Annotated in this window: 12 protein-coding genes; 7 read left to right on the top strand and 5 right to left on the bottom strand. The window is 68.8% G+C overall.

What is annotated here, in order from left to right; genetic code table 11:
• Window positions 1–349: 349 nt before the first annotated feature.
• Window positions 350–1,396, bottom strand: a complete 1,047-nt coding sequence (locus ABZ911_RS41495; RefSeq protein WP_358069645.1) for a tyrosine-type recombinase/integrase — start codon at window positions 1,394–1,396, stop codon at window positions 350–352.
• 336 nt (window positions 1,397–1,732) lie between these two features.
• Here ABZ911_RS41495 and ABZ911_RS41490 point away from each other — a divergent pair, with 336 nt between their 5' ends.
• Entirely contained in the window at window positions 1,733–1,897 is a 165-nt protein-coding gene (locus ABZ911_RS41490) for a hypothetical protein (protein WP_358069642.1), read from the top strand.
• A 136-nt stretch (window positions 1,898–2,033) separates the two neighbouring features.
• Here ABZ911_RS41490 and ABZ911_RS41485 read toward each other — a convergent pair whose 3' ends face one another.
• From ABZ911_RS41485 to ABZ911_RS41470, 4 genes are read right to left on the bottom strand one after another with little or no spacing between them, the layout of a single operon-like run.
• Complete coding sequence (locus ABZ911_RS41485; RefSeq protein WP_358069639.1) at window positions 2,034–3,365, bottom strand: AAA domain-containing protein; 1,332 nt, start codon at window positions 3,363–3,365, stop codon at window positions 2,034–2,036.
• Window positions 3,358–4,851 carry a hypothetical protein gene (locus ABZ911_RS41480; RefSeq protein WP_358069636.1) on the bottom strand — a complete coding sequence of 498 codons (1,494 nt, stop codon included), beginning with the start codon at window positions 4,849–4,851 and terminating at the stop codon, window positions 3,358–3,360. Before ABZ911_RS41480 ends, ABZ911_RS41485 begins: the two co-directional genes overlap by 8 nt.
• A 5-nt stretch (window positions 4,852–4,856) precedes the next feature.
• Window positions 4,857–6,002 (bottom strand): hypothetical protein, encoded by a 1,146-nt coding sequence (locus ABZ911_RS41475; RefSeq protein ID WP_358069633.1) that lies wholly within the window; start codon window positions 6,000–6,002, stop codon window positions 4,857–4,859.
• A 51-nt stretch (window positions 6,003–6,053) separates the two neighbouring features.
• The gene (locus tag ABZ911_RS41470; protein WP_358069630.1) at window positions 6,054–6,887 is read right to left on the bottom strand and encodes a hypothetical protein; all 834 of its coding nucleotides are present in this window, start codon (window positions 6,885–6,887) and stop codon (window positions 6,054–6,056) included.
• A gap of 138 nt (window positions 6,888–7,025) precedes the next feature.
• On the opposite strand from ABZ911_RS41470, the gene ABZ911_RS41465 reads away from it, so the two are divergent.
• The 6 genes from ABZ911_RS41465 (at window position 7,026) to ABZ911_RS41440 (ending at window position 19,190) form a co-directional block, all read left to right on the top strand.
• Window positions 7,026–8,291 carry an exonuclease SbcCD subunit D gene (locus ABZ911_RS41465; protein ID WP_358069627.1) on the top strand — a complete coding sequence of 422 codons (1,266 nt, stop codon included), beginning with the start codon at window positions 7,026–7,028 and terminating at the stop codon, window positions 8,289–8,291.
• Window positions 8,288–11,416 (top strand): SMC family ATPase, encoded by a 3,129-nt coding sequence (locus ABZ911_RS41460; RefSeq protein ID WP_358069624.1) that lies wholly within the window; start codon window positions 8,288–8,290, stop codon window positions 11,414–11,416. Before ABZ911_RS41465 ends, ABZ911_RS41460 begins: the two co-directional genes overlap by 4 nt.
• Window positions 11,417–11,583: 167 nt before the next feature.
• Complete coding sequence (locus ABZ911_RS41455) at window positions 11,584–12,897, top strand: hypothetical protein (protein ID WP_358069621.1); 1,314 nt, start codon at window positions 11,584–11,586, stop codon at window positions 12,895–12,897.
• Entirely contained in the window at window positions 12,894–13,685 is a 792-nt protein-coding gene (locus tag ABZ911_RS41450) for a hypothetical protein (protein ID WP_358069618.1), read from the top strand. Before ABZ911_RS41455 ends, ABZ911_RS41450 begins: the two co-directional genes overlap by 4 nt.
• A 7-nt stretch (window positions 13,686–13,692) precedes the next feature.
• On the top strand, window positions 13,693–18,117 hold the full coding sequence (locus ABZ911_RS41445) for a hypothetical protein (RefSeq protein WP_358069616.1): 4,425 nt from the start codon (window positions 13,693–13,695) through the stop codon (window positions 18,115–18,117).
• Window positions 18,114–19,190 carry a Wadjet anti-phage system protein JetD domain-containing protein gene (locus ABZ911_RS41440; protein WP_358069613.1) on the top strand — a complete coding sequence of 359 codons (1,077 nt, stop codon included), beginning with the start codon at window positions 18,114–18,116 and terminating at the stop codon, window positions 19,188–19,190. Before ABZ911_RS41445 ends, ABZ911_RS41440 begins: the two co-directional genes overlap by 4 nt.
• Window positions 19,191–19,556 lie beyond the last annotated feature (366 nt).

Raw genomic sequence — 19,556 nt, 5'->3', positions numbered from 1 at the left:
ACATCAAGCCCGAGCCCGCTGGTTCCACCGCCGCGCTCGCCTGGCCACCGCATACACCCAGATCAGCTAACGAATGGCGGCTGCCGTACTAGGGATGGCGCATCCCAAAATATCCGCCACCGAGATGCTTCTCCGAAAGGCGTCGAATCGACGAGCCGACGCCTTAACCATCGATACCGGGCGGTCAATTTCGCGCCTTTTAATCCGTAGGTTCCGGGTTCGAGCCCCGGGCGCCCTACCACCCTGACCTGCAGGTTCACCCACCCCTTGATCAAAGAATCAAGAGGTGGGTCATAGCTGTGTCACGTCTGGGGCAAACCGACACCACGAGACCTTTCCGGCGAAGCGCTCAGCGTGGCGGCCGGTTCATGGGACGACGCCGGAGCTGGATCGTCCGCTTCTGCAGCCTATGACCTGTTCTTCGCGCTGTGGTGAGTACCAGGCGTGCCGTGGCCTCGGCCGCCGCGTGATGGAGTTCGGGCAGGACCGAGGTGTAGGTGTCGGAGGTCAGCACGATACTGGCGTGCCCGAGCTGCCCCTGGACCGTACGCAGGTCCACGTGTGCCGCCAGCGCTGTGGAGGCGGCGCCGTGCCGCAGGTCGTGCAGCCGTACTGGAGGCAGCCCACTGGCCGTCACCAGGTACCGGAACCGGTAAGTCAGGTAGTCCGGACGCACCGGCTTGCCGTCCTCACGGGTGAACACCCAGCCAGCGGTATCGAGCCCGCTAAGGTGCTGGCGTCGCCGGTGACGGCGCAGGAGACGGATCGCCTCAGTATCCAAGGCGATCGTGCGCTGGCTCGCCTCACTCTTGGGCGGGACGACTCGCATCTGGCCGTTGACGTGGATGAGTTGCTGGACAACGGTGAGTTCACGTGTCTCCAGGCTGATGTCCACCCACCGCAGCCCGGCAAGCTCGCCGCGGCGCAGGCCGCGCAGCGCGGCCAGCCACCACAACGGATACAACGCATCCTCACGGACATGATCCAGAAAGGCCGTCAGGTATTCGGTCGTCCACACCGCCACCGCTGGACGTTGACCCGTGGCCTGCCACACCGCTACCCGACTCCGGGTCCAGACCTGGGCATGGGGACGCCGGGCTCGCGGCAAACGCAACCCGCGCGCCGGGTTCGTATCGATCAGCCCTTCGCGGACCGCCTCATTGAGCGCCGCCCGCAATGTGGCGTGGACCCGCTGCACCGTGGACGGAGACAGCGCCTTGCCGTACCGATTGCGCCGCTGAGCCAGATCGGCGAAGAAGCGACGCAGGTCGACCGGCCCCAGCTCCGCGATCGGGACCCGGCCCAAGCCGGGGATCAGGTGGATTCGCACATGATCGGCGTAACCCTGCCGAGTGCGCTCGCGGACGGGCTGGAGGATGGTCAGCCAGTGCCGCAACCACTGCGATACCGTGCACGCGGTACTCACCGCTCCTGAGACATCGGCTGCGATGAGATCGCGGGCAGCTTGCATAGCGTGATCTGCGGTGCGGAAGCCGCCCCGCCGCACCCGCTCCCTACGCCCGCCCGGACCTACCGCTTGGACCGCGAAGTACCACGAGCCGTGGCCCTCATCGGCCAGACCTAGGCAGGCTCTGTCCTTACGCGAGCAACCACACCGCTTGTACACCACAGGCTCACCCATCTTGCTCCCCTCTCCCTCTTCCACAAGACGGGAATCCAGGAAGGAATGACGTCGCTCAGGCAATGTTTCGCATCCCACTGGTAGCGCTGCATGATCGACGCGCACGCCCAGTCTCGCGAGGGCGACCTGCTCATCATGTCCGACCTGCCAGGCCGTGCCGGGCAGCTCGCCTTCGAGCTGGCCGCCTCCTTCTTCACCGCGTTGCGCAACACCGCCGGTCTTCGGCCAGGAGGAGATCCTTCTGGGCAGGCCTGACGTCTGGAAGCTACTCTCCTACGTCAAGCCCCAGAAGATGGCCTAGGAGGTCTTCCAGGGGGCGCAGGACTACTACTTCGGCACCGACTGCGAGATGAGTCTCGACATCGAGACGCACGTCTACCGCAAGCGCCAGCTACGCCGCAACGCGGTGCTGTGCGAGCTTGCTCATCACGACCTGGTTGGCCTCCCAGCCGTCGGGGAACTTCGCCGGCACCGACAGATGCACAGGGTCGGTCGAGGGGTGGCTGTCCAGGAGATCGACGATGCCTTCGCGCGCGACAACGATGCACGCCTGCCGGTGCCGGGAGGTGAGCACGCACAGCCGTCCGGCTTCCAGGTGGAACGAGGTCGCGTCCCGACGGCCAGACAGCGGATGCACGACGATGACGACCTCGTATTCGCGGCCCTGCAGCCGGTTGGCCGTGTCAACTGCCACGCGTGACAGGGCAGGGTTTCCGGTCCGGGCGAGTGCGATTCGGACCAGTTCGGCCTGGTCGCGGTGGGCGACACCGATGGCGATGTCGGCGGCGTCCAGAACCCGGCCACCGGGATGCCGCTCGCAGGTGGCGAGGGTTCCGCGCTCCAGCATCCTGGCGGCCAGACTTGTGGCTGCCAGGATGGTCTCGGCATCAGTGCGCGGGACGTGGCGGCGCGGCAGCTCGTGCAACGCCCACCCGGTGGTGAACGCCATCGCCACTGTCTCGTCCAGGTCGGTGTCGCCGAAGGCGGCCGTACGGAACTCCAGGGAGCGCGTTCCGGGGATGGTGCCCGCGGTGAAGCCGGCGAACGGGTAGAACGCTTCCGAGATGGTGGGGGCGGCAGAGGGCGGCAGGCGCCAGGACACCGGCAGCCGATGCTCGGGGATGCCCTGGTTGTGGGCCAGCATCACCGAGACACCGTTGAGTGTCGGGTCGTGCGGCAGTCCGATCCACCGCTCGGTGCCAACCATGGTGAACGGGTCCAGCTGGCCGGGGTCACCGACGAACAAGCCGCGCTCGAAGCGCTCGACGATCTGTAGCAGAGTGTCGGAGCGCATCTGGTATGACTCGTCTAGGATCGCCCAACCGAACGTTCCGTCGCGGATGGTGGCCCACTTGGCCGACGTGCCGACGATGATCTCGCAACCCTGCAAGTCGGACAGGGTGGTGCCAACAGAAGTGTTCGCCGGGTCACTCACGCCCAGCGGCGGAGCGTACCCGCCCTTGCTGAGCCGTCCGATGGAGAGGTTCGGGTATGCGGCGGCCAACCGTACGACCAGGTCGTCGACCTGGTTATTGGTCTGGGCGACGACGATCGGGCGTTCGCCGCCGTCGACCAGCTCTCCGGCGGCGCGGACCACCAGGGTGCTCTTGCCTGCTCCGGGCGGGGAGTCGACGACCACCGCCTTGTGGCTGCTGCCGGACAGGTCGGCCAGGATCTCTGCGACGGCCGCGTCGGCCCTGGCAGCCGCGTCGTTGTCAGTCATCATTGCCCCATTCCTCTGTGGCAGCTTCGTGGAATTCGTCCGTGTCGTCGGCCGCAGCGGCGTGCGTCCATGGAACCCGATCGTTGTCCGGGAACACCGGCACGGGCCGCCAGCCGGGGTCGGGAAGGTAGGCAACCTGCTGGCCCTGGGCGGGTACGGATCCCGGCTTCGGAACGAGGCCCTGGCCCATGCCGCCAACGATCTCGACGGTGACCAGGCTCGTGTCCTCGTCGGGGATCGTCGAGACGATGAGCGCCCGATGGCTCGCCGGCATGGACGGGCTGATCAGCTTGGTGCCGGCAGCCAGCCGAGTGGGGTCCTGGGTGCGGACGGTGACCAGCGGCCTGGGCACCCGCCTGTTCTTGTCCGTGGTGACGATCCGGCCGGGCTCGGCCGCCACCACCGTCCCGGCAAACGCCTCTCCGACGCTGCGCCGGTCGGCCAGTACATACGGGTCATCGAACGCCATGTCGGCCTCGAAGTCGGCCAAGGCTCGTTCCAGCCGGCTCAGCCGCCTGGCTGCGCCGATCGGGGCGTCCTGCTTGCGCTGCGGCAGGCCGCCAGCGTCCTGGTAGTCGGAGTACGCGGTGAAGGACGCGCGGTCGCGCTCGAAACGCGCCGCGGCCCGCGGGGCCTCCGGGACGCCGCGCAGCAGGGAGATCGCCTGCCACATCAACCGCCACGTGGGCTTGAGCTGGTCGGCGATCAGCTCCCGCAGTTCAGCCTCTGCGGCGGCCGCCGCCAGCGGATCAGCCGTGGCGAACCGTTTGATCGCCGGTTCCAGGTAGTACTTGTCGAAACTCGGAGCCGTGGCAGGACCGGCAGGCGGACACACGTCCGGGTTCTCCGCGTCGGCCATGGCCTGTGCAACGTCCAGGCCGTCGGGTGGAGCGATCCACGCCATCAGCGAGGCGAGGTTCTGGTCCTCCAGCACGCTCTGGCCGGTGGCCCAGTGCTCGCCGAGCATGCCGGTGACCGGCAACAGCATCGAGGTGCCTGCCTGCTCGGCCGACTCCACCAGGAACGTCAGCCACATGCCGAGCCGCGGCACAATGTCCGCTACGGGGTAAGAGCCTGTGGTCTTGCGGAATCGGCACGTCCGTCCCAGATCGGCCAGAGCTTTGACACCGCCGGGATTGGGCACCAGAACCTGCGGGGCGTCGGTGTAGAAAGAGGCGACGCCCTTGCCGCGAGAAGAACCCGCGCGGCGGTCCCGGCGGCAGTGGTCGATGTAGTCCATCACGATCCCGCCGAGCTCGGCGGCGAACGCGAAGCGCTGATCCCGGTTGCGCGGCTGCGCCACGACTAGCAGCTTCGGCGACCTCTTGGCGGAGCCGACCATCGCCGCGAGCGGTGCTCCTGCCTCTCCTGCCATGGTCAGCGGCACGATCACCAGGGGATGGTCGGACAGGCGCCGGTGGCGGAACTCGGTCAGCTGTACCGCGGCCATCGCCTCCATCGCCTCCAGGCGCGCCAGCGCGGACACTTTGCTCACGCCGCAGCTCCCGGGGTTCCGGCGGTGGAACGCAGCTCGGCACGCAGCCGGGCCGCGTGCCGCAAGGAGGCTGCGATCTCGACCTGCTCGTCGTTCGGCCGCAGCTTTCCGCGTGCCAGGCCCAAGGCCATGGTCACGGTGTCGATGCCGCCGAGTTGCTCGCGCACCACCGGCCCGAGCACGTCCAGCGACCCGCCATCGCGCGCCCGGGCCCGGCAGTAGAAGGCCATCTCACAGTGGTTCAAGCAGTCCGGCCGGTAGGTCGCCGGCACCTGGTCCAAAGCTTCAACAAGCTCGCCGGCCGGTCGCGGCAGCCCGGCCTCGTCGGCGATGGCAAAGGTGAGGCCGTCAGGCAGGAGGTCGAGCAGGTCGCCGATGCGCTCGATGCGCGCCAGCTGCCTGGTCAGGGTGGCCACCTGCTTGCGAGCGTCGACGAACGCCGCAGCCGGGCGGTTGGTGAAGTCTCTGGGCGCCACCAGCACGATCGTCTCGGACACCGCCTCCGGACCGATGCCGGCCTCGGCGAGCATGGCGCGCAGCGCGATGATGTACGCGCACGCCTGCGTCGTGGCCGCCCGCACCTGCGCCGGGTCGGCCCGCCCGTCGATGATCGGGAAGCTCTTGATCTCCACCACGTGGAAGCGATCGCCGACGCGGAAGGCCACCAGGTCCGGTTCCAGGAACGCGGCATGCCCGCCGACCCGGAGCAGCAGCATCGGGTGGTCGAACAAGGTCCCGTCGCCCAGCCCTCGAGCGGCCCGCACCAGCAGCTGCCTGGTACGGGCGTGGCGGATCTCCGATCGGCCGTCGCCGCCGACGTCGTTCAGGTCCTGGTAGCCCACCTCCGGCAGGGACAACTGCAGGATCTCGCGCAGAACGCGCAGCAGCTCCGCGCAGCCGTTGGCCTTCACCATCGCCTCGAAGGAGTTGCCGCGAGCGATGGCGAAGGGTGACTGGCCGAAGGGCAGCTCGTAGCCGGCGTGCTTGGCGATGTCGGTCTTGTTGGAGCCGGAGGCGTCCAGAACAGCGCGCAGGGTGCAGCGCGGGTTGTTCTCCAGCGCGGCCAGCGACCTGGCGCTGTAGGTCAGGCGCAGTGCGGAGCCGCGCAGCACGTCCAAGCGTGCGTCGACTGCTGCTTTCACGGTGTGGGGATCCTCAGGGGAAGATGGGATCTTGACGGAAGAAGGTCAGATCTAGGCCTGCAGGCGTTTGACGTTCCGCAGGGATGTGCCGAACAGCTGCGAGTCCTCGCCGAGCCGTTTGCGAGCCCGCCGCGCGGCCTCGACCCGGGTGGCGCGGTCGGCGTCGGTGTGCACGTCCAGCTCAGCTCGAGCCGCGGCAATCACCAGGTGCGGGTCGGGCGCGGCGTCCTGGACGGCCGGCCCGGCGGGCGTCGCGCCCGGGATGTTCACGGCGAATTGCCAGAGTAGTCGCAACGCCGCCGCGCCAGGCCCTGTTTCCGACGGCCTGGCCGCGGTGTGCACCGTCTCGGCGATACGCATCGCGGCGGTGAGGAAGTCGACGCGCGGGGACAACGGGCCGACGACACGCTGCTCCAGGGTCCACGTGCTGATCGTGATCAGGGCCCGCGCCGGGGACAGCAGGTCGTGGGTCAGCGCGGGGCACAGGTAGTACGGCCGGGCTCCGGGCGCCGACCGGTAAGACCGCTCCTCGTCGCGGCGCAGGCTGGACAGCTTGGAGGCGGACAGCTCGCCGGGGAAGAACGCCTCGTGCACGCTCACGATCAGCTTCGGCGCGGCCGGGATACCCAGCAGCACCAGCGAACGGTGCACGTGCTCGCGTGCTGGCAGCATCGAGCCCTGGGCGCCTCCCGGCACCGGGCCGGAGCCCGCCGCCGGCGGGAAGGGGGGCTCGTCGGCGATGAGCGCGTCCCAGGCCCGCTCGGCACGGCGGAGCTGAGCCCGCAGCTCGCCAGCTCGCTCGGTGTCGCCGATTGCGGAGGCGTCGCGGATCGCGCGGCGCAGGACGCTGATGCTCGTCTCCAAGGCATCCAGCGGGTCACTCATGACTCGACCCTACCAGAGTTCCCGAAGCTTCCAGATTTTCTCCAGAGTTTAAGGTACGGTCGGCTACACCTACTCCTCCGCCCGTGCGGCTGCGCGTCTCGCGCTGCCCCGCGGACTCTTCCCCTGGAGGCTTCCGTGATGGGACGTGTGTTCCACACCTCCGACTGGCATCTCGGCCGCCAGATCGGCCGTCACCGGCGCGACACCGAGTTCGACGCCGTCCTGGACGAGATCATCGAGATCGCCGCAGACTTTGCCCCCGACGTGATCGTGCACAGCGGCGACCTGTTCGACGGCCCGCGACCGGGCCTGGACGACATGCGCCGCGCCGCCCAGGCGCTGCGCCGCCTCGAGGCGATCGCGCCGACGGTGGTGGTGGCGGGCAATCACGACACCGCCAACGTGCTGACGTTCCTGCAGTTCATCCTGAGCGACATGGGCAACCGGGAGGCGAACCAGGTCCAGGTGCGGTTCGCCACCGACGCCCGCCCCGGCGGGCTGCTGATGGCCGAGTACCCTGCCGCAGCGGGTGAGCTGACCCTGCGGGTGGGCGCGCTGCCGTACCTGCACCCCAACAGATTCGCCTACGACTTCGCCGACCCCGCCATGACGACGGCCGCATACGCCCGGCGGATGCGTGCCGTCCAGGCCGATGTCTACCACCGCCTAGCGGCGGGGCGTTCCGCACGCGACGTCCTGGTCTTCGCCGCCCACCTGTTCGTCGAAGGCGCCATGCCCTCACACTCCGAGCGGCGCTTCTCCGTCGAAGCCGACTACGCGGTCGCCACGGCCGACCTTCCCGCGGTCGACTACGGCGCCCTCGGCCACATCCACAAGCCGCAGCCCGTCGACCGCGCCGGATTCCCCGCCCACTATGCGGGCAGCCCGCTGCAGCTGGACTTCGGCGAGACCCGTGACGTCAAGAGCGTCGTCCTGGCGGAGATCGCTCCGGGGCACGCGCCGCGCATCGAACTCGCGCCGCTCGACTCCGGCCGCCGCCTGGTCCGCCTGGAGGGCACTCTCGAGGAGATCGCGCAGCGCGCGGGCCGTGTCGGCGACGCCTGGGTGAAGGCGGTGGTGAACGTCGACGCCCCCACCTTGTCCCTGGCGGAGACCATCGCGAAGATGCTGCCGGAGGCGACGGTCGTCGCCATCGAGGAACGCTGTCCTGAGTCGGCAGGCCGTCTCCTGGACCGCGAGGTCACGGTCAAGGACCTGCCTGGCATCGAGGATCTCCTTCGCGACTACCTGCCTGGCCGCGGCATCACCGGCCTGGCTCTGGATCGTGCCATGGAAACCTTCGCTCAGCTGAGGGCCGAACCGGACCTCGAGGATCCCGCGCCCTGTTGCGAGGAGACGCTGCTTACTGCCGTGCTCGCAGGCGAGCAGGAGGTGGGCCGATGAAACTGCTGAAGCTGTCTCTGACTGGATTCCGCAGCTACCCCACCCCCGTTGCCGTCGACTTCACTGGGAAGAGCCTGGTCGCGGCGCTCGGCGACACCGGCGCGGGAAAAACGAGCCTCCTCGACGCCGTCACCTACGCGCTGTTCCGCAAGAGCTCCTGGGAGACCAGAGAAGCACGGCAGCTCATCGCCGACGGCGCCCAAGCCATGAGCGTGGAGCTCACGTTCCTGCAGGGCGCCCAGCGCTGGCACGTGCAGCGCACCTTGCACGCCACCAACGCGAACGCCGCCCGGCACCACCTGAGGAACCTCGACACCGGTGAGGAACTCGACAACGCCGGTAAGGTCGACGACCGCATCAAGGCCATCCTGCAGATGGGATATGAGACCTTCATGCGCGTCGGTTTGCTCGCGCAGGGCAAGTTCGACAAGCTCCTCACCGCGGGCCAGAAGGAGCGGAGTGAGCGACTGCGGGAGCTGTTCGGCGCGGAGTCTCTGGAATCTGTCCAGAAGCTGGCCGGTAGCCGGTGCATCACGCTCAAATCGCTGATCGGCGCTGCGAAAGCCAAGCGCGCCACCATACCGGAGGACCCGCAGCAGGCCGCGACGGCTGCGGCTGCGGCTGCTGACGCCGCCGAGGCTCGCGCCGCGTTTCTCAACACCGCCATCGATCGCATCTCGGCTCTGCAGACCGAAGCCATCCGGGCTCGCACCGCGGCGGAGACAGCCGCCACCGCAGCCGAGAACCTGTCGGCACGTGCCGTGGCCGACGCCGATGCCGTGCTGCGCGACCTCGAGCCCATCGCCGCCGGCATCGCCGCACGTCGCGACCTCCTGAACCAGCGCGGCGACGATGCGGTACGGGCGGAGGGGCAGCTGACCAAGGCGATCGCCGACGCCAGCGACGAAGAGCTCCGCAGGTCCGCCGTGATTCTGGAAGACCTCGCGGCGCGCGCCGAGGAGCATCGGGGCGAGCGTGACCGGCTCGCCAAGTTGAACAGGCGGCTTGCCGCGGACGACGCTGCCATCGCCGCGGCGGAAGCGGACCTGGCCATACGAGCTGCCAACGCTGAACCCCTGACACGCGCCGCCGAGGATGCCGCGGAAACGAGCAAGAGGGTCCGGACGAGCGCGGCCACCGCCCGGCCCCTGGTGGCCGCCACCGCCACGGCAGCCCGCGCCGCCGCCGGTGCCGCGCTCGAGTACGCCACTGCGGTAGGCACCTGCGAGACCGCCCGCCACAACGTCGGAGTCCTGGAAAGGGATGCCCTCGCCATCAAGGAACGCGTCACAACCGCTGCGGCGCAGCTCGACGCGCTCCTTCTCCGTGACAAGGCAGCCGGGATCGCCGCCGAACTGCACCCCGGCGACGGCTGTCCCGTGTGCAACCAAACCATCCCTGCCGACTTCACGCCCGCATCCGAGAGCTACGCCACGGAGTTGCACGGCGCCAAGGAGCGGCTACGCGAGGCCGAAGTCGCGCAGGACGAGATCTCCGGACAGCTTGCCCAAGCCCGCGCAGCCTTGACCACGGCCGACCAGGCCGAGCTCGAACGCGAAGGGGATCACCAGCGTGCTTTGCAGGACGCCCAGGAGGCTCAGGCGAAGGCGGCGGACGCCCTGAAGGACTTCGCGGCTCTGGTCCTGGAGGCCGAGGGAGACTTCGACGCCGAATCCGCCACCGAGAGGCCGACTACCGCCGATGACCAACAGTACATCACGACGATCAGTGAAATGATCACGGTGTGCGAGCTGGAGGCCACCGCCGCCGCCACCCGGAAGCAGGCCGAAGCCCTCGGACATACCGCAAGGCTCGAAGCCGCCCGAGAAGCGCTCGAAAGCCGAAAGAGCGGGCACCAGCAGGCGATCGACGACGCCAACACAGCCTCCGACCGACACTCGGGCGCTGCGGGCCGTCTCGCCGCCGACTTGCAGGCACTGCCGGTGCACATCCAGGCGATGCTGCCCGAGGAAGCGATCGAGGTCCGGGCCGATGCCGCGGCAGCAGCGGCCACCGCCGTCGCCACCCACCTGGCCGAGATCCAGCGCCTCGTCGAGCAACTTGAAGCCGCGCGAGTGGAGAAGGCCGAGGTGCTCACCCAGCAGCGCGCACTGGACCAGGAGGCGCGCACCGATGTGGAGCAGCCGCTGGACAAGCTGCGCGCAGCCTTGAACGACTGGGCGCAGGCCGTCAAGCAGGCGATCAACCACCTCGGTGCCCAGGGCCGGCACCACGCGCCGCAAGCTCCCGTCGACTCCGGGGTCGCCGGAGTCCGCTTGTTCGCCGACGAGCTGTCGAAGATCGCTAAGTCGCTCGGCGGCGAACTTGACCAGGCGTCCGCCATCGGGAGGGCTCAAGGCGACGCCGCGCTGTCCGACCTGCGCGAGAACGTCGCCGAGGTCGCCGACGTCGACGGCTTCCAGCCTGGCGGCCTGACGGCCCCTCAGCTGCTGCACCCTCTCGTAGCTGCGGCGGCGAAAGCCGGCGCAGAGGCAGAAGGACGGCGTGAAGAGCAGCACGGCGCGGAATGCCTGATCAAGCCCGCAGCCGACCTGGACGCTGCCATCGCCGCAGGGGAAGCCCGCTTCGACGCGCTGGAAGTGCTGCGCAAAGAACTCGTCGACGCCAAGTTTCTCGGCCACCTCACCATGTTGCGCACGCGCGCCCTGCTGGGCGTGGCGAGCGACCTGCTCGGACAGCTGACCGACCAGCGGTTCGGCTTCGCCGACGGGTTCGACATCATCAGCAGGGGCTCCGGCGTCGTCCACCACCCCAACCGGCTGTCCGGCGGGGAGAAGTTCCTGGCCTCGCTCGCTCTCGCGCTGGCGCTCGCCGAACTGCACTCACGCAGCGGCCCGCGACTGGGATCGCTCTTCCTCGACGAAGGTTTCGCGACCCTCGACACCTCGGCGCTGGAGTCTGCGCTGGACGTGCTGCGCTCCCAGGCGGGTGGCGACCGGCTCGTCATGGTGATCAGCCACCTGCACGCTGTTGCCGAAGCCGTCGATGACGTCCTGTGGGTGGAGAACGGGCCTGCAGGCTCCACGGCGCGCTGGATGACCCAGGCAGAACGCGACGAGCTGGTGCAGGCCGACCTGTCCAGAGGCCTGCAGACGCTGGCATAGCCGGGCCGGAGAGGAAGGGAGGAAACCCCATGTCAGAAGCGCGCAGGCCTGGCCGGGACACGCTGGGGCTGTCCACGCGGGTGAAGGCGCTAGCCGTCGCCGATCCGGTCCTCGACCTGGAACGCCGCAAGTCGCTGCTCACGTCGCGGGACTGGGGCGGGTACCAGATGGAGGAGCTGGCACTCACGGCCATCGACACCGTCACGCTGAAGATGGACTTCGAGGACGGTGCCCGCCACGAGGACGTCGTGACAGCGGTGATTCGGGTAGCGGAGCTCCAGATGCCTGCCCGCAGCCTCGACGAACACACCGATGTGGCGCGCTGGATCCTGGACAGCCTGGTGAACGTCGGGACGGTCAATCGCGACTTCAGCCACATGTACGGCCTCGTATGGGACGGCACCTACGTCTCGCACGAGTTCTCCTTCAAGCTGTTGCGAGAGGTCGTCGGCCCCGACGGACGGCCACGACTTCGCGCTTCCAACGAGGCGATCGCGGTGCTGGTCGGCGCGGTGGACATCGACATCGCTTCCGAGCAGGTCGCGGCGGATGCCAAGCTGGAGGCGCTCGTGAGGCGCGGACGGCTGGCCGACGCCCACCGCGCAGCGGAGATGGCGTTGCGCCGCACGGTGCAGTACGCCGAATACATCCGTACTCGGCTGGAGGGGATGCGCAGGGACGTGCGCTCGGTGGACTGGGTCCGTGACGTCCGGCGGATCCAGACGGAGGCGCTGGAGCACATTGAGGACCGCATCAACGCCGAAAGCGTCATCAAGGACAACCTGGTCCGGATAATGGACAACAGCACGGAGGAGGCCACCCCGGCTCAGGCCGCCGAGCTGATCGCGATTCTCGAGGAGTGCCTGCGCAGGCACGCGACGTTGCAGGCGAACCTCCAGGAGGTGGGCGAGAGGTTTCGCGCGGAACAGGAGCGGCAGATCTTCGTACCGCCGCCGAGCCGGTCTTACGTCGATCTCGCACACCAGCTGCTGGATCCGGTCCTGGAGCTGTCAGTATGGCAAGCCCTTCCGCTGCTGGAGGGGTTCGCCGGCGCGGCGACGCCACCGCGCCGGCCCGCGGTCGTTTACCTCCCGGACTTGATCACGGGTCTGATGACGCTGCCTGAGGAGCAGGACAGCGAAGACGGTCTGATCACCGAGCCCGAGTTCGGTGAAGCCGAGGACGACCCGGCGTTCTCCGACGAGCAGTACGCGGCCGTCGAATCGTTGCTGGCACGTGCCGACCGCGTCCGGCTGTCCGCGCTGCTGAAGGCGGCACGCCGTCCCGGTTCCTGCAAAGCCGACCACCTGCTGGCTCTGCAGGTGCTGGGTCTGTTCGGGGCGCCACGCCACGACGCCGAGCGCCGTACGACGCTGGCCGCGCTGGCGGACAACGAGGAACTGGACGACGAGGTCTTCGCCGGAAACGACCTTCTGGTGGTACGCGGCCCGATCGTGAACAGTCTGGAGGTAGAAGCATGAGCGACTTTGAGGACCTGGCTGCGGCCTGCAGGCTGCTCTCCTTCGGATTTCAGCCCGGGCTGACGCCCCGGCGCAACGCTGAGTACGCCACGCTGGTGGGCCGCTACCGTGCGGACGACGCGTTCGCCCGACTGCTGCACGCCGCTGCGCGCGGCTTCGACCTGACCGTCATCGCGGTCAACCCACGGGCCGGGCTCGTGTTCGGGACTACACCTGAGACGCAGTTCGCCGCCAGCGTCGCCGACCACATCAAGCAGGTCGCCGATCGCCCGATCGCGGCGCTGGCGCACCTGGCCATAGCCGCACTCGCCTACTACCGGCCAGAAGACCTCGATGACGAGGCCCATGTCGGCCGGGTCACGATCCGTCACGTCGACGAGATGGTCGAGCAGGCAACCAAGGAACTGGAACACCGGGCGGCCGAGACCGGCGAGGACCACGGGGTCCCAGCCGGTCAGCCGGATCTCGTACAGCTGTGGCGCTACCACCAGCGGCGCAACCCGGTGGCTCCCACCGGAGACGCTCGAGCCCATTCCAAGAGCAGGCACGCGATCACCAAGCGCGTCGCCGAGTATCTGGCCGAGAACGGCATGCTACGGCGCGCCGGCAACGAGAACGGCGGCACTTACACCACCACGGCCCGGTACCAGATCCAGGTACGAGAATTGGCCGGGCAGCAGATGCTCGGCGAACTGGCCGCGCTCGGGATCGCCGTCGGTCTGGACGGCAAGCCAACTTTCGACAGCTCGGGCGACGAGGCCCCCGCTTCGACCGAGTCAGGAGGTTGATCCAGCGATGTATGAGCTGAACCGCGTCCGCCTCTACAACATCGGCCCGAGCAGCGCCCGCTACGACGATGTCGTGCTGGACCTGTCCGACGGCGGCCCGCCGATCGCGGCCCGTACCCTGATCCCGTCGCCCGTACAGCTGTTCCGGCGCCCGGCTCCGGCAACCCTGCTGGTGCTGGAGAACGGCGGCGGCAAGTCCGTGTTCATCCGGATGCTGCTGTCCACAGTGCTTCCCGAACGCCAGTCCCGTAAGGGCCGTGAGGCGTTGCGCGCCTACGTGGTGTCCGCGGCAGCGCCCTCCCACGTGGTGCTGGAATGGGTGAATGTCCGCACCGGTGAGACGCTGGTGACCGGCCAGGCGCTGTCCCCCCTCGCGGATGGCAAGCTCGACCGGCTGTTCTACTCCTTCAACCCCGGCGAAGACACGACCCTAGCCAGCCTGCCATTCGCCGAAGGCCGGCGGCGGCTCCCGATGAACGCCTTCCACGACGCGCTCAAGCGCCTGGACGCTGCCGACAAGTCGCTACACGTGGAGATCGAGAAGCGGCAGGGCGAATGGGAGAACCATCTGCGTCGGCTCGGCCTGGAGCCGGACCTGTTCGCGGTGCAGCAGGCGATGAACGTCGACGAGGGCGACGCGGCCGAGGCATTCAAGACCACCACTGGCCGCCAGTTCGTCGAGTGGCTGCTGAGCAAGGCGCTGGACGCGGAGAACTACACCGAGCTGGGCAAGGCCTTTGCCATATATGCCGGCAACATCGGACGCCGCGAGCAGCTGCTGCTGGACCGCGACTTCTCCACCGCCACTGCGGCAGTCGCGCATCGCCTCGCCGCCCGGCGTGCCGAGCAGGTCGCGGCGGACAAGGAGGCCCAGACCTCCGCGGCGGCCCTGGCACGGCTTGCGGCTGAGCTCAGGGAGACCGTCCAGCGTGCCGAGGACGCGCTGCCCGCCCACCAGGCAGACGTGAAGACCGCGAAGCAGAACGCCGAGGTGCGGCAGCAGGCTCGCGACCAGGCCGACCTGATCCACAAGGAAGTGCGGCGCAGGACCCTGGCCCTACGCCGTGACGAGGCGCGCGTCAAGGCTCAGGAGGTCGAGCGGCAGCTTGCTGACGATCGTACGAAACTGGCCGCTTGGACGCTGGTCCCCAAGCTGCTGAAGGCCGCCGCCGCACGCGAGAAGTACAAGGTCGCAAGCGAACTGCTGGACGCCGCTGAGCAGGCCGCGGGAGCCGCGCGGCTCCGCCGTGACCGAGCCGGAGCCACATTCGGAAGCGCCCTTCACCGTGCCGCACAGCGTTGCGCCGCGCAGGGGAACGACCTGGCAGGCAAGAGCGCGAAGGACAAGGCGGACGCGGCAGTAGCAGACCGCCGCGCGGGCGAGGATGAGCGGCAGGCCACCTCGAACGCCGTCCGCGCCGAGCTGCTGACTAGGCAGGTCGAGAAGGTGGATCGCCGCGTGGAGTCCGCGCGGGAGCAGGGCATTTTGGAGGAAGGCGAGAGCGTCCGCGAAGCCGATGCCCGGCTACGCGCCAAAGCCAAGGAGAGCACGACCAGGGCGGCGCGGCATCGTGAAGCCGACAAGCAGCTCAAGCTGGAGGTCCGCGCGCTCGAGGAGGCCGCGCGTCGGCTGATCGAGCCCGAGATGGAGGCGCGCCAAGCAGTCGAGGCCGCGGTCCGGACGGTCGAGGGCATGGAAGGCGTGGCACGGGCGCTCACGGCGGAGACGTTGTTGCGCGAACTCGCCGAACTCGGTAACGACGAGGAGGTTCCCGGCGGCGATCCCGCCCTGTGGCTGGAGACGAACGCCTCCGCGCTCGGCAACCTGGCCACTGCGGCGCAGAGATCGACCGAGGCCCGGCTGGACACGCTGACCGCGGACAACAAGGCGGACCAGCGGCTGATCGAAGCGCTGATCGCCGAGGACGAAGCGCTTATGCCGCCGCGCCAGGCGGTCGAGGACCTGCTGCGGGTGCTGGCAGACCATGAGATCGCCGCGACAGCGGGCTGGCGGGCGCTGGAGCAACTGGTCAATCCTCGCCTGCATGCCGAGATCATCCAAGCCCGCCCCGCCCTGGTCGACGGCATCGTCGTGGCCGACCAACTGACCCTGGACAAGGCACGCGCGGTGCTCGCCGAGGCGCGCCCGCTGCCACCGGCGGCCGTGCTCGTCGCCACCGCCGCGTCCTTCGAGAGGAGCGCAGAGGAGGCGGGGAACGGGTTCGTTGTGGAGCCGACCCCTGCGCTGCACGATCCGAAGGCTGCCGCCGCGCTGCGTGAACAGGCAGGCGCCCGCATCCAGGGCCGCGCCCCCGCCCTCCACGAACTCGCCGAGCTCAGGAAAGCGGCATTCGAGCTCAACCACCGGCTCGGCGAGTGGCTTCGCGAGCATCCAGCGGGCGACGCGGAACGCTTGCGCTCGGCAGCCCAAGCGGCGTCGAGCGCGGCGGCCGAGGCCAAGTCCCTGCTCGACACGGCCCGCGACGCACACGCACGAGCCGCTGACGCTCTCGACCAGCACGCCCAGGTCGTGGCGGAGGCCGAAGAGACCGCTGCTGACGACGTCCGTACCGCGGAGTCCTTCGAGCAGCTCGCGGCAGACGCCGCAGCAGCCGGCAAGGATCGTCTAGAGATCGCCAAGCTCGAAGCAGAGGCCGCAGGACATCGTGAGGCGGCCCAGGAGTTCCGCGAGGAAGCCGAGCGGTCTCGCGACCGAGCCACCGAACACGCGGTGCAAGCCGAGTCGTTCCGCCGCGACGCCGCCGCGTACGCCGACCGGCTCAAGAAGGTCGTTTACGGCAACGAGCCGTTCGGCAAGGTCACGGACGAAGCCGATCTCGCCGCGCTGGAGATCTCCTACGAGCAGGCCGCAGCCGCCTTCCTCGCCGTGGAGGTGGGCCAGGACCTGCGGCAGCGCGTCGACGGCGCGCAGCGGGAGACCTCCTCTCTCGAGGCGGCGTTGCTCGACGAACTGGCTGTCATCCGGGCTCGAGCCGAAGCGCTGGCCGTGTCCCCGGACGCGGGAAGCTCCGCGTCCCTCGAGGCCGCGAAGCGAAGACTCGAGCGCGCGGTGACAGCCCTGGAAGGCGAGCACGGCAAGCTGAGCGAGCAGGCCATCCACCTGCAGGCTGAGACATCCTCGGCAGGCCAGCGCAACGGAGCGCCGTGGACCAGCCTCGACGACGACTGGGCGCCATCGAGCTCCGACGAAGGCGTGTCGCTCACCGAGCGGGCCGCCGGCGTACTCACCGAGGCCGACGAACTGCTCCAGGCGGCGTCCGAGCTTAAACTGGCCGCTGAACGCAAGCTCCACCATGCTGAGACCGCGGCCCGCGAGATGGCCGTCGTCCAGCGCGGCCTCGCCTCCGCTGTCCGCAAGCTGGACCTCCCGCCCGTCTCAGGACCGTTCGCGGGAACTGCCGACGAGGCGCAGCAGGCCGCGGACAAGGCGACCGAGGCGTACAGTAAAGCGTCCGACCACCTTCGGGAAGCGGACCGAGCCGTGGACGACGCCGTCATCGACTTCCGCGAAACCGCCAACCAGAACCGGTTCGGCAAGCTCAAGGCGCCAATTTACAAACAGGTCACCGAGATCGACAAGGCATCGCTGACCGCACGCGCCGGCGAATGGGCAGCCGAGCTCACCGGGCGGGCGGCGAGCCTGACCACCGATCTGGAGGACTCGGACCGCCATCGGAAACTGCTCATCGACCAGCTGAAGCATCACACCAGCGAGGCGCTGGCTCTGCTGGAGAAGGCTGAGCGGCTATCGCGGCTGCCCGAGAGCGCCTGGGTATGGGCCGGTCGCCGGATTCTGAAGATCGGCTTCGCCAAGCCGGAACCGCAGACCCTGGTCGTGCGGATCGCCGAAGCCCTGGACGAGAACGCTCGCACTCAGCCGAACCAGGCAGGCAGGGACCTCGTGCTGCGCTGCGTCGGGGCCGCAGTGCCGCGTGACTTCAAAGTGGAGATCCTCAAGCCCGACGCCGCGGGCCGTGCCGAGTACGCGTCGATCAGCGAGATGGGCAAGATCTTCTCCGGCGGGCAGGAGCTCACCGGCGCGATCATGCTGTACTGCACGCTGGCCGCCCTGCGCAGCAGCACACGGACGGGAGCCCGAACCGGCAGCCGGTTGGGCGGGATGCTGATCCTGGACAATCCGATCGGCAAGGCCAGCGCCGACTACCTGCTGAGCCTGCAGATGAACATGGCCATGGCGCTCGGCGTCCAGCTGATCTACACCACAGGGAACATGGAGGACCGAGTACTGGCTACCTTCCCGCTGTGTATCCGGCTGCGAAACGACGCCGACCAGCGTACGGGGATAGGGCACCTGCACGTCACCGGCCGGATCACCGCCGTACGGCTGCTGGTGAAACCACGCGAGCACGAATCCGGCGACGAGACTCAGCAGGAAGGCGACGACCAGTGAGCGACAGCGAGGAGCACGGCGCGCGACCACTCTCGCAATCGGCGGCTATCCTGTCGGCCACCCTGAACGCGATGGCGGAGCGCCGCGTCGAGCAGGCCGGGATCCTCGCGGCTTTCGCCACCGCCTGCCCTGGAACGGCGGGGACCACCCAGGGCCGCCCCGTCCTGTCCGCACTCCTGGATGAGCTCGCCGACCATCACCTTGCAGAACTGCCGCGAGGCCGCAACGGGTGGGATGACGCGCTCCCACCACTCCCCCGCTGGCTCCGCCTGCCGCCGCAGCCGAAGCAGGACACCCAGCACTCCCGCGCGCCGTCGCTGGCCGTCTGGCGTCATGAGCTCACCTGGGCCGGCGCGGACTCGCTGTCCTCGGCACAGCTCGACGTCCTCAAGACGGTCAACCGGTGGCTGCGCGACACCGACGGGAACGACGAACGGCGGACCGTCGTCCCGATGCGCGAGCGCTCCCTGGAGATCTTCGGTGACGAGAAGCGGCTCGACGCGCTCACGGCCACCACCTTGTTCGCACCCGGCCGCCTCACCCTGGCCGCTCTGGCCGCTGAGCGCATTCCTCCGCCCTTGGCGTACGAACGTGTCGGCGCGGGCGGCATCGTCCTGGTGATCGAGAACAGCGACACATTCACCACCCTCAGCACGCTGCTGGAGCACCGCTGCGGACAGGTCGGATACGTGGCGTTCGGCGGCGGGCACGCCTTCGAGGCATCCGTCGCCCGGATCAGCAGGCTGGCCGGCGTGACCGACATCGCCTATTACGGCGACCTTGACGAGGACGGGCTGACCATCGCGCAGCGGGCCAACGTGACCGCCGCGGCGCTGGGACTTCCACCGGTCCGTCCCGCCGCGGGCCTCTACCGCCTTCTTGTCGGCCAGGATGTCCGAGGATCGGCGCCGAAGGAGATCGACCCGATTGTCGCCGAACGACGCGTCGCCTGGCTTCCCGGAGCCATCCGCGGCCAAGCGGCCGGCATCATCGCCGCAGGGCATCGGCTGGCCCAGGAGGCCACGGGAGTGGTGCTGTTACGCCGTGATGATTCGTGGCGTGACGACCTGTGATGACGTCACTGATGCGGAGCTCCCGCCACGGACGACCTCTGCCATCCACAGCGGGCAGCAACGGTTCGATCCGCTCCCAGGCCTTATCGGTCAACTCACCGCGACGCACCATGACCGATCATCTAACCGCACCCAGACATGATCATTTATCAGACAGGCTCTAGCCCGGTCTCCCGCACGCGCGGGCGATTCTGCTTGGCCTTGCGCTCGACGAGTTCGGCGGCCACCGCCGTTGTCGCGGACCGCGGCGGCCAGCCCGAGGGCCGAGATTCCTAGTACTCCAGCCGCACTTACCGATCTTTGAGTTGTCGTCGCTGGTAGTGGCTTCGTCGGGCGCGGGTCTGGTGGCGTTGTCGCCACCGGTGC

The sequence above is a fragment of the Nonomuraea sp. NPDC046570 genome (genome assembly GCF_040645915.1).
Classification (GTDB): Bacteria; Actinomycetota; Actinomycetes; order Streptosporangiales; family Streptosporangiaceae; genus Nonomuraea.
Note: the sequence above shows the minus strand (reverse complement) of the source record. Positions and strands in the feature narration are given on the sequence as shown.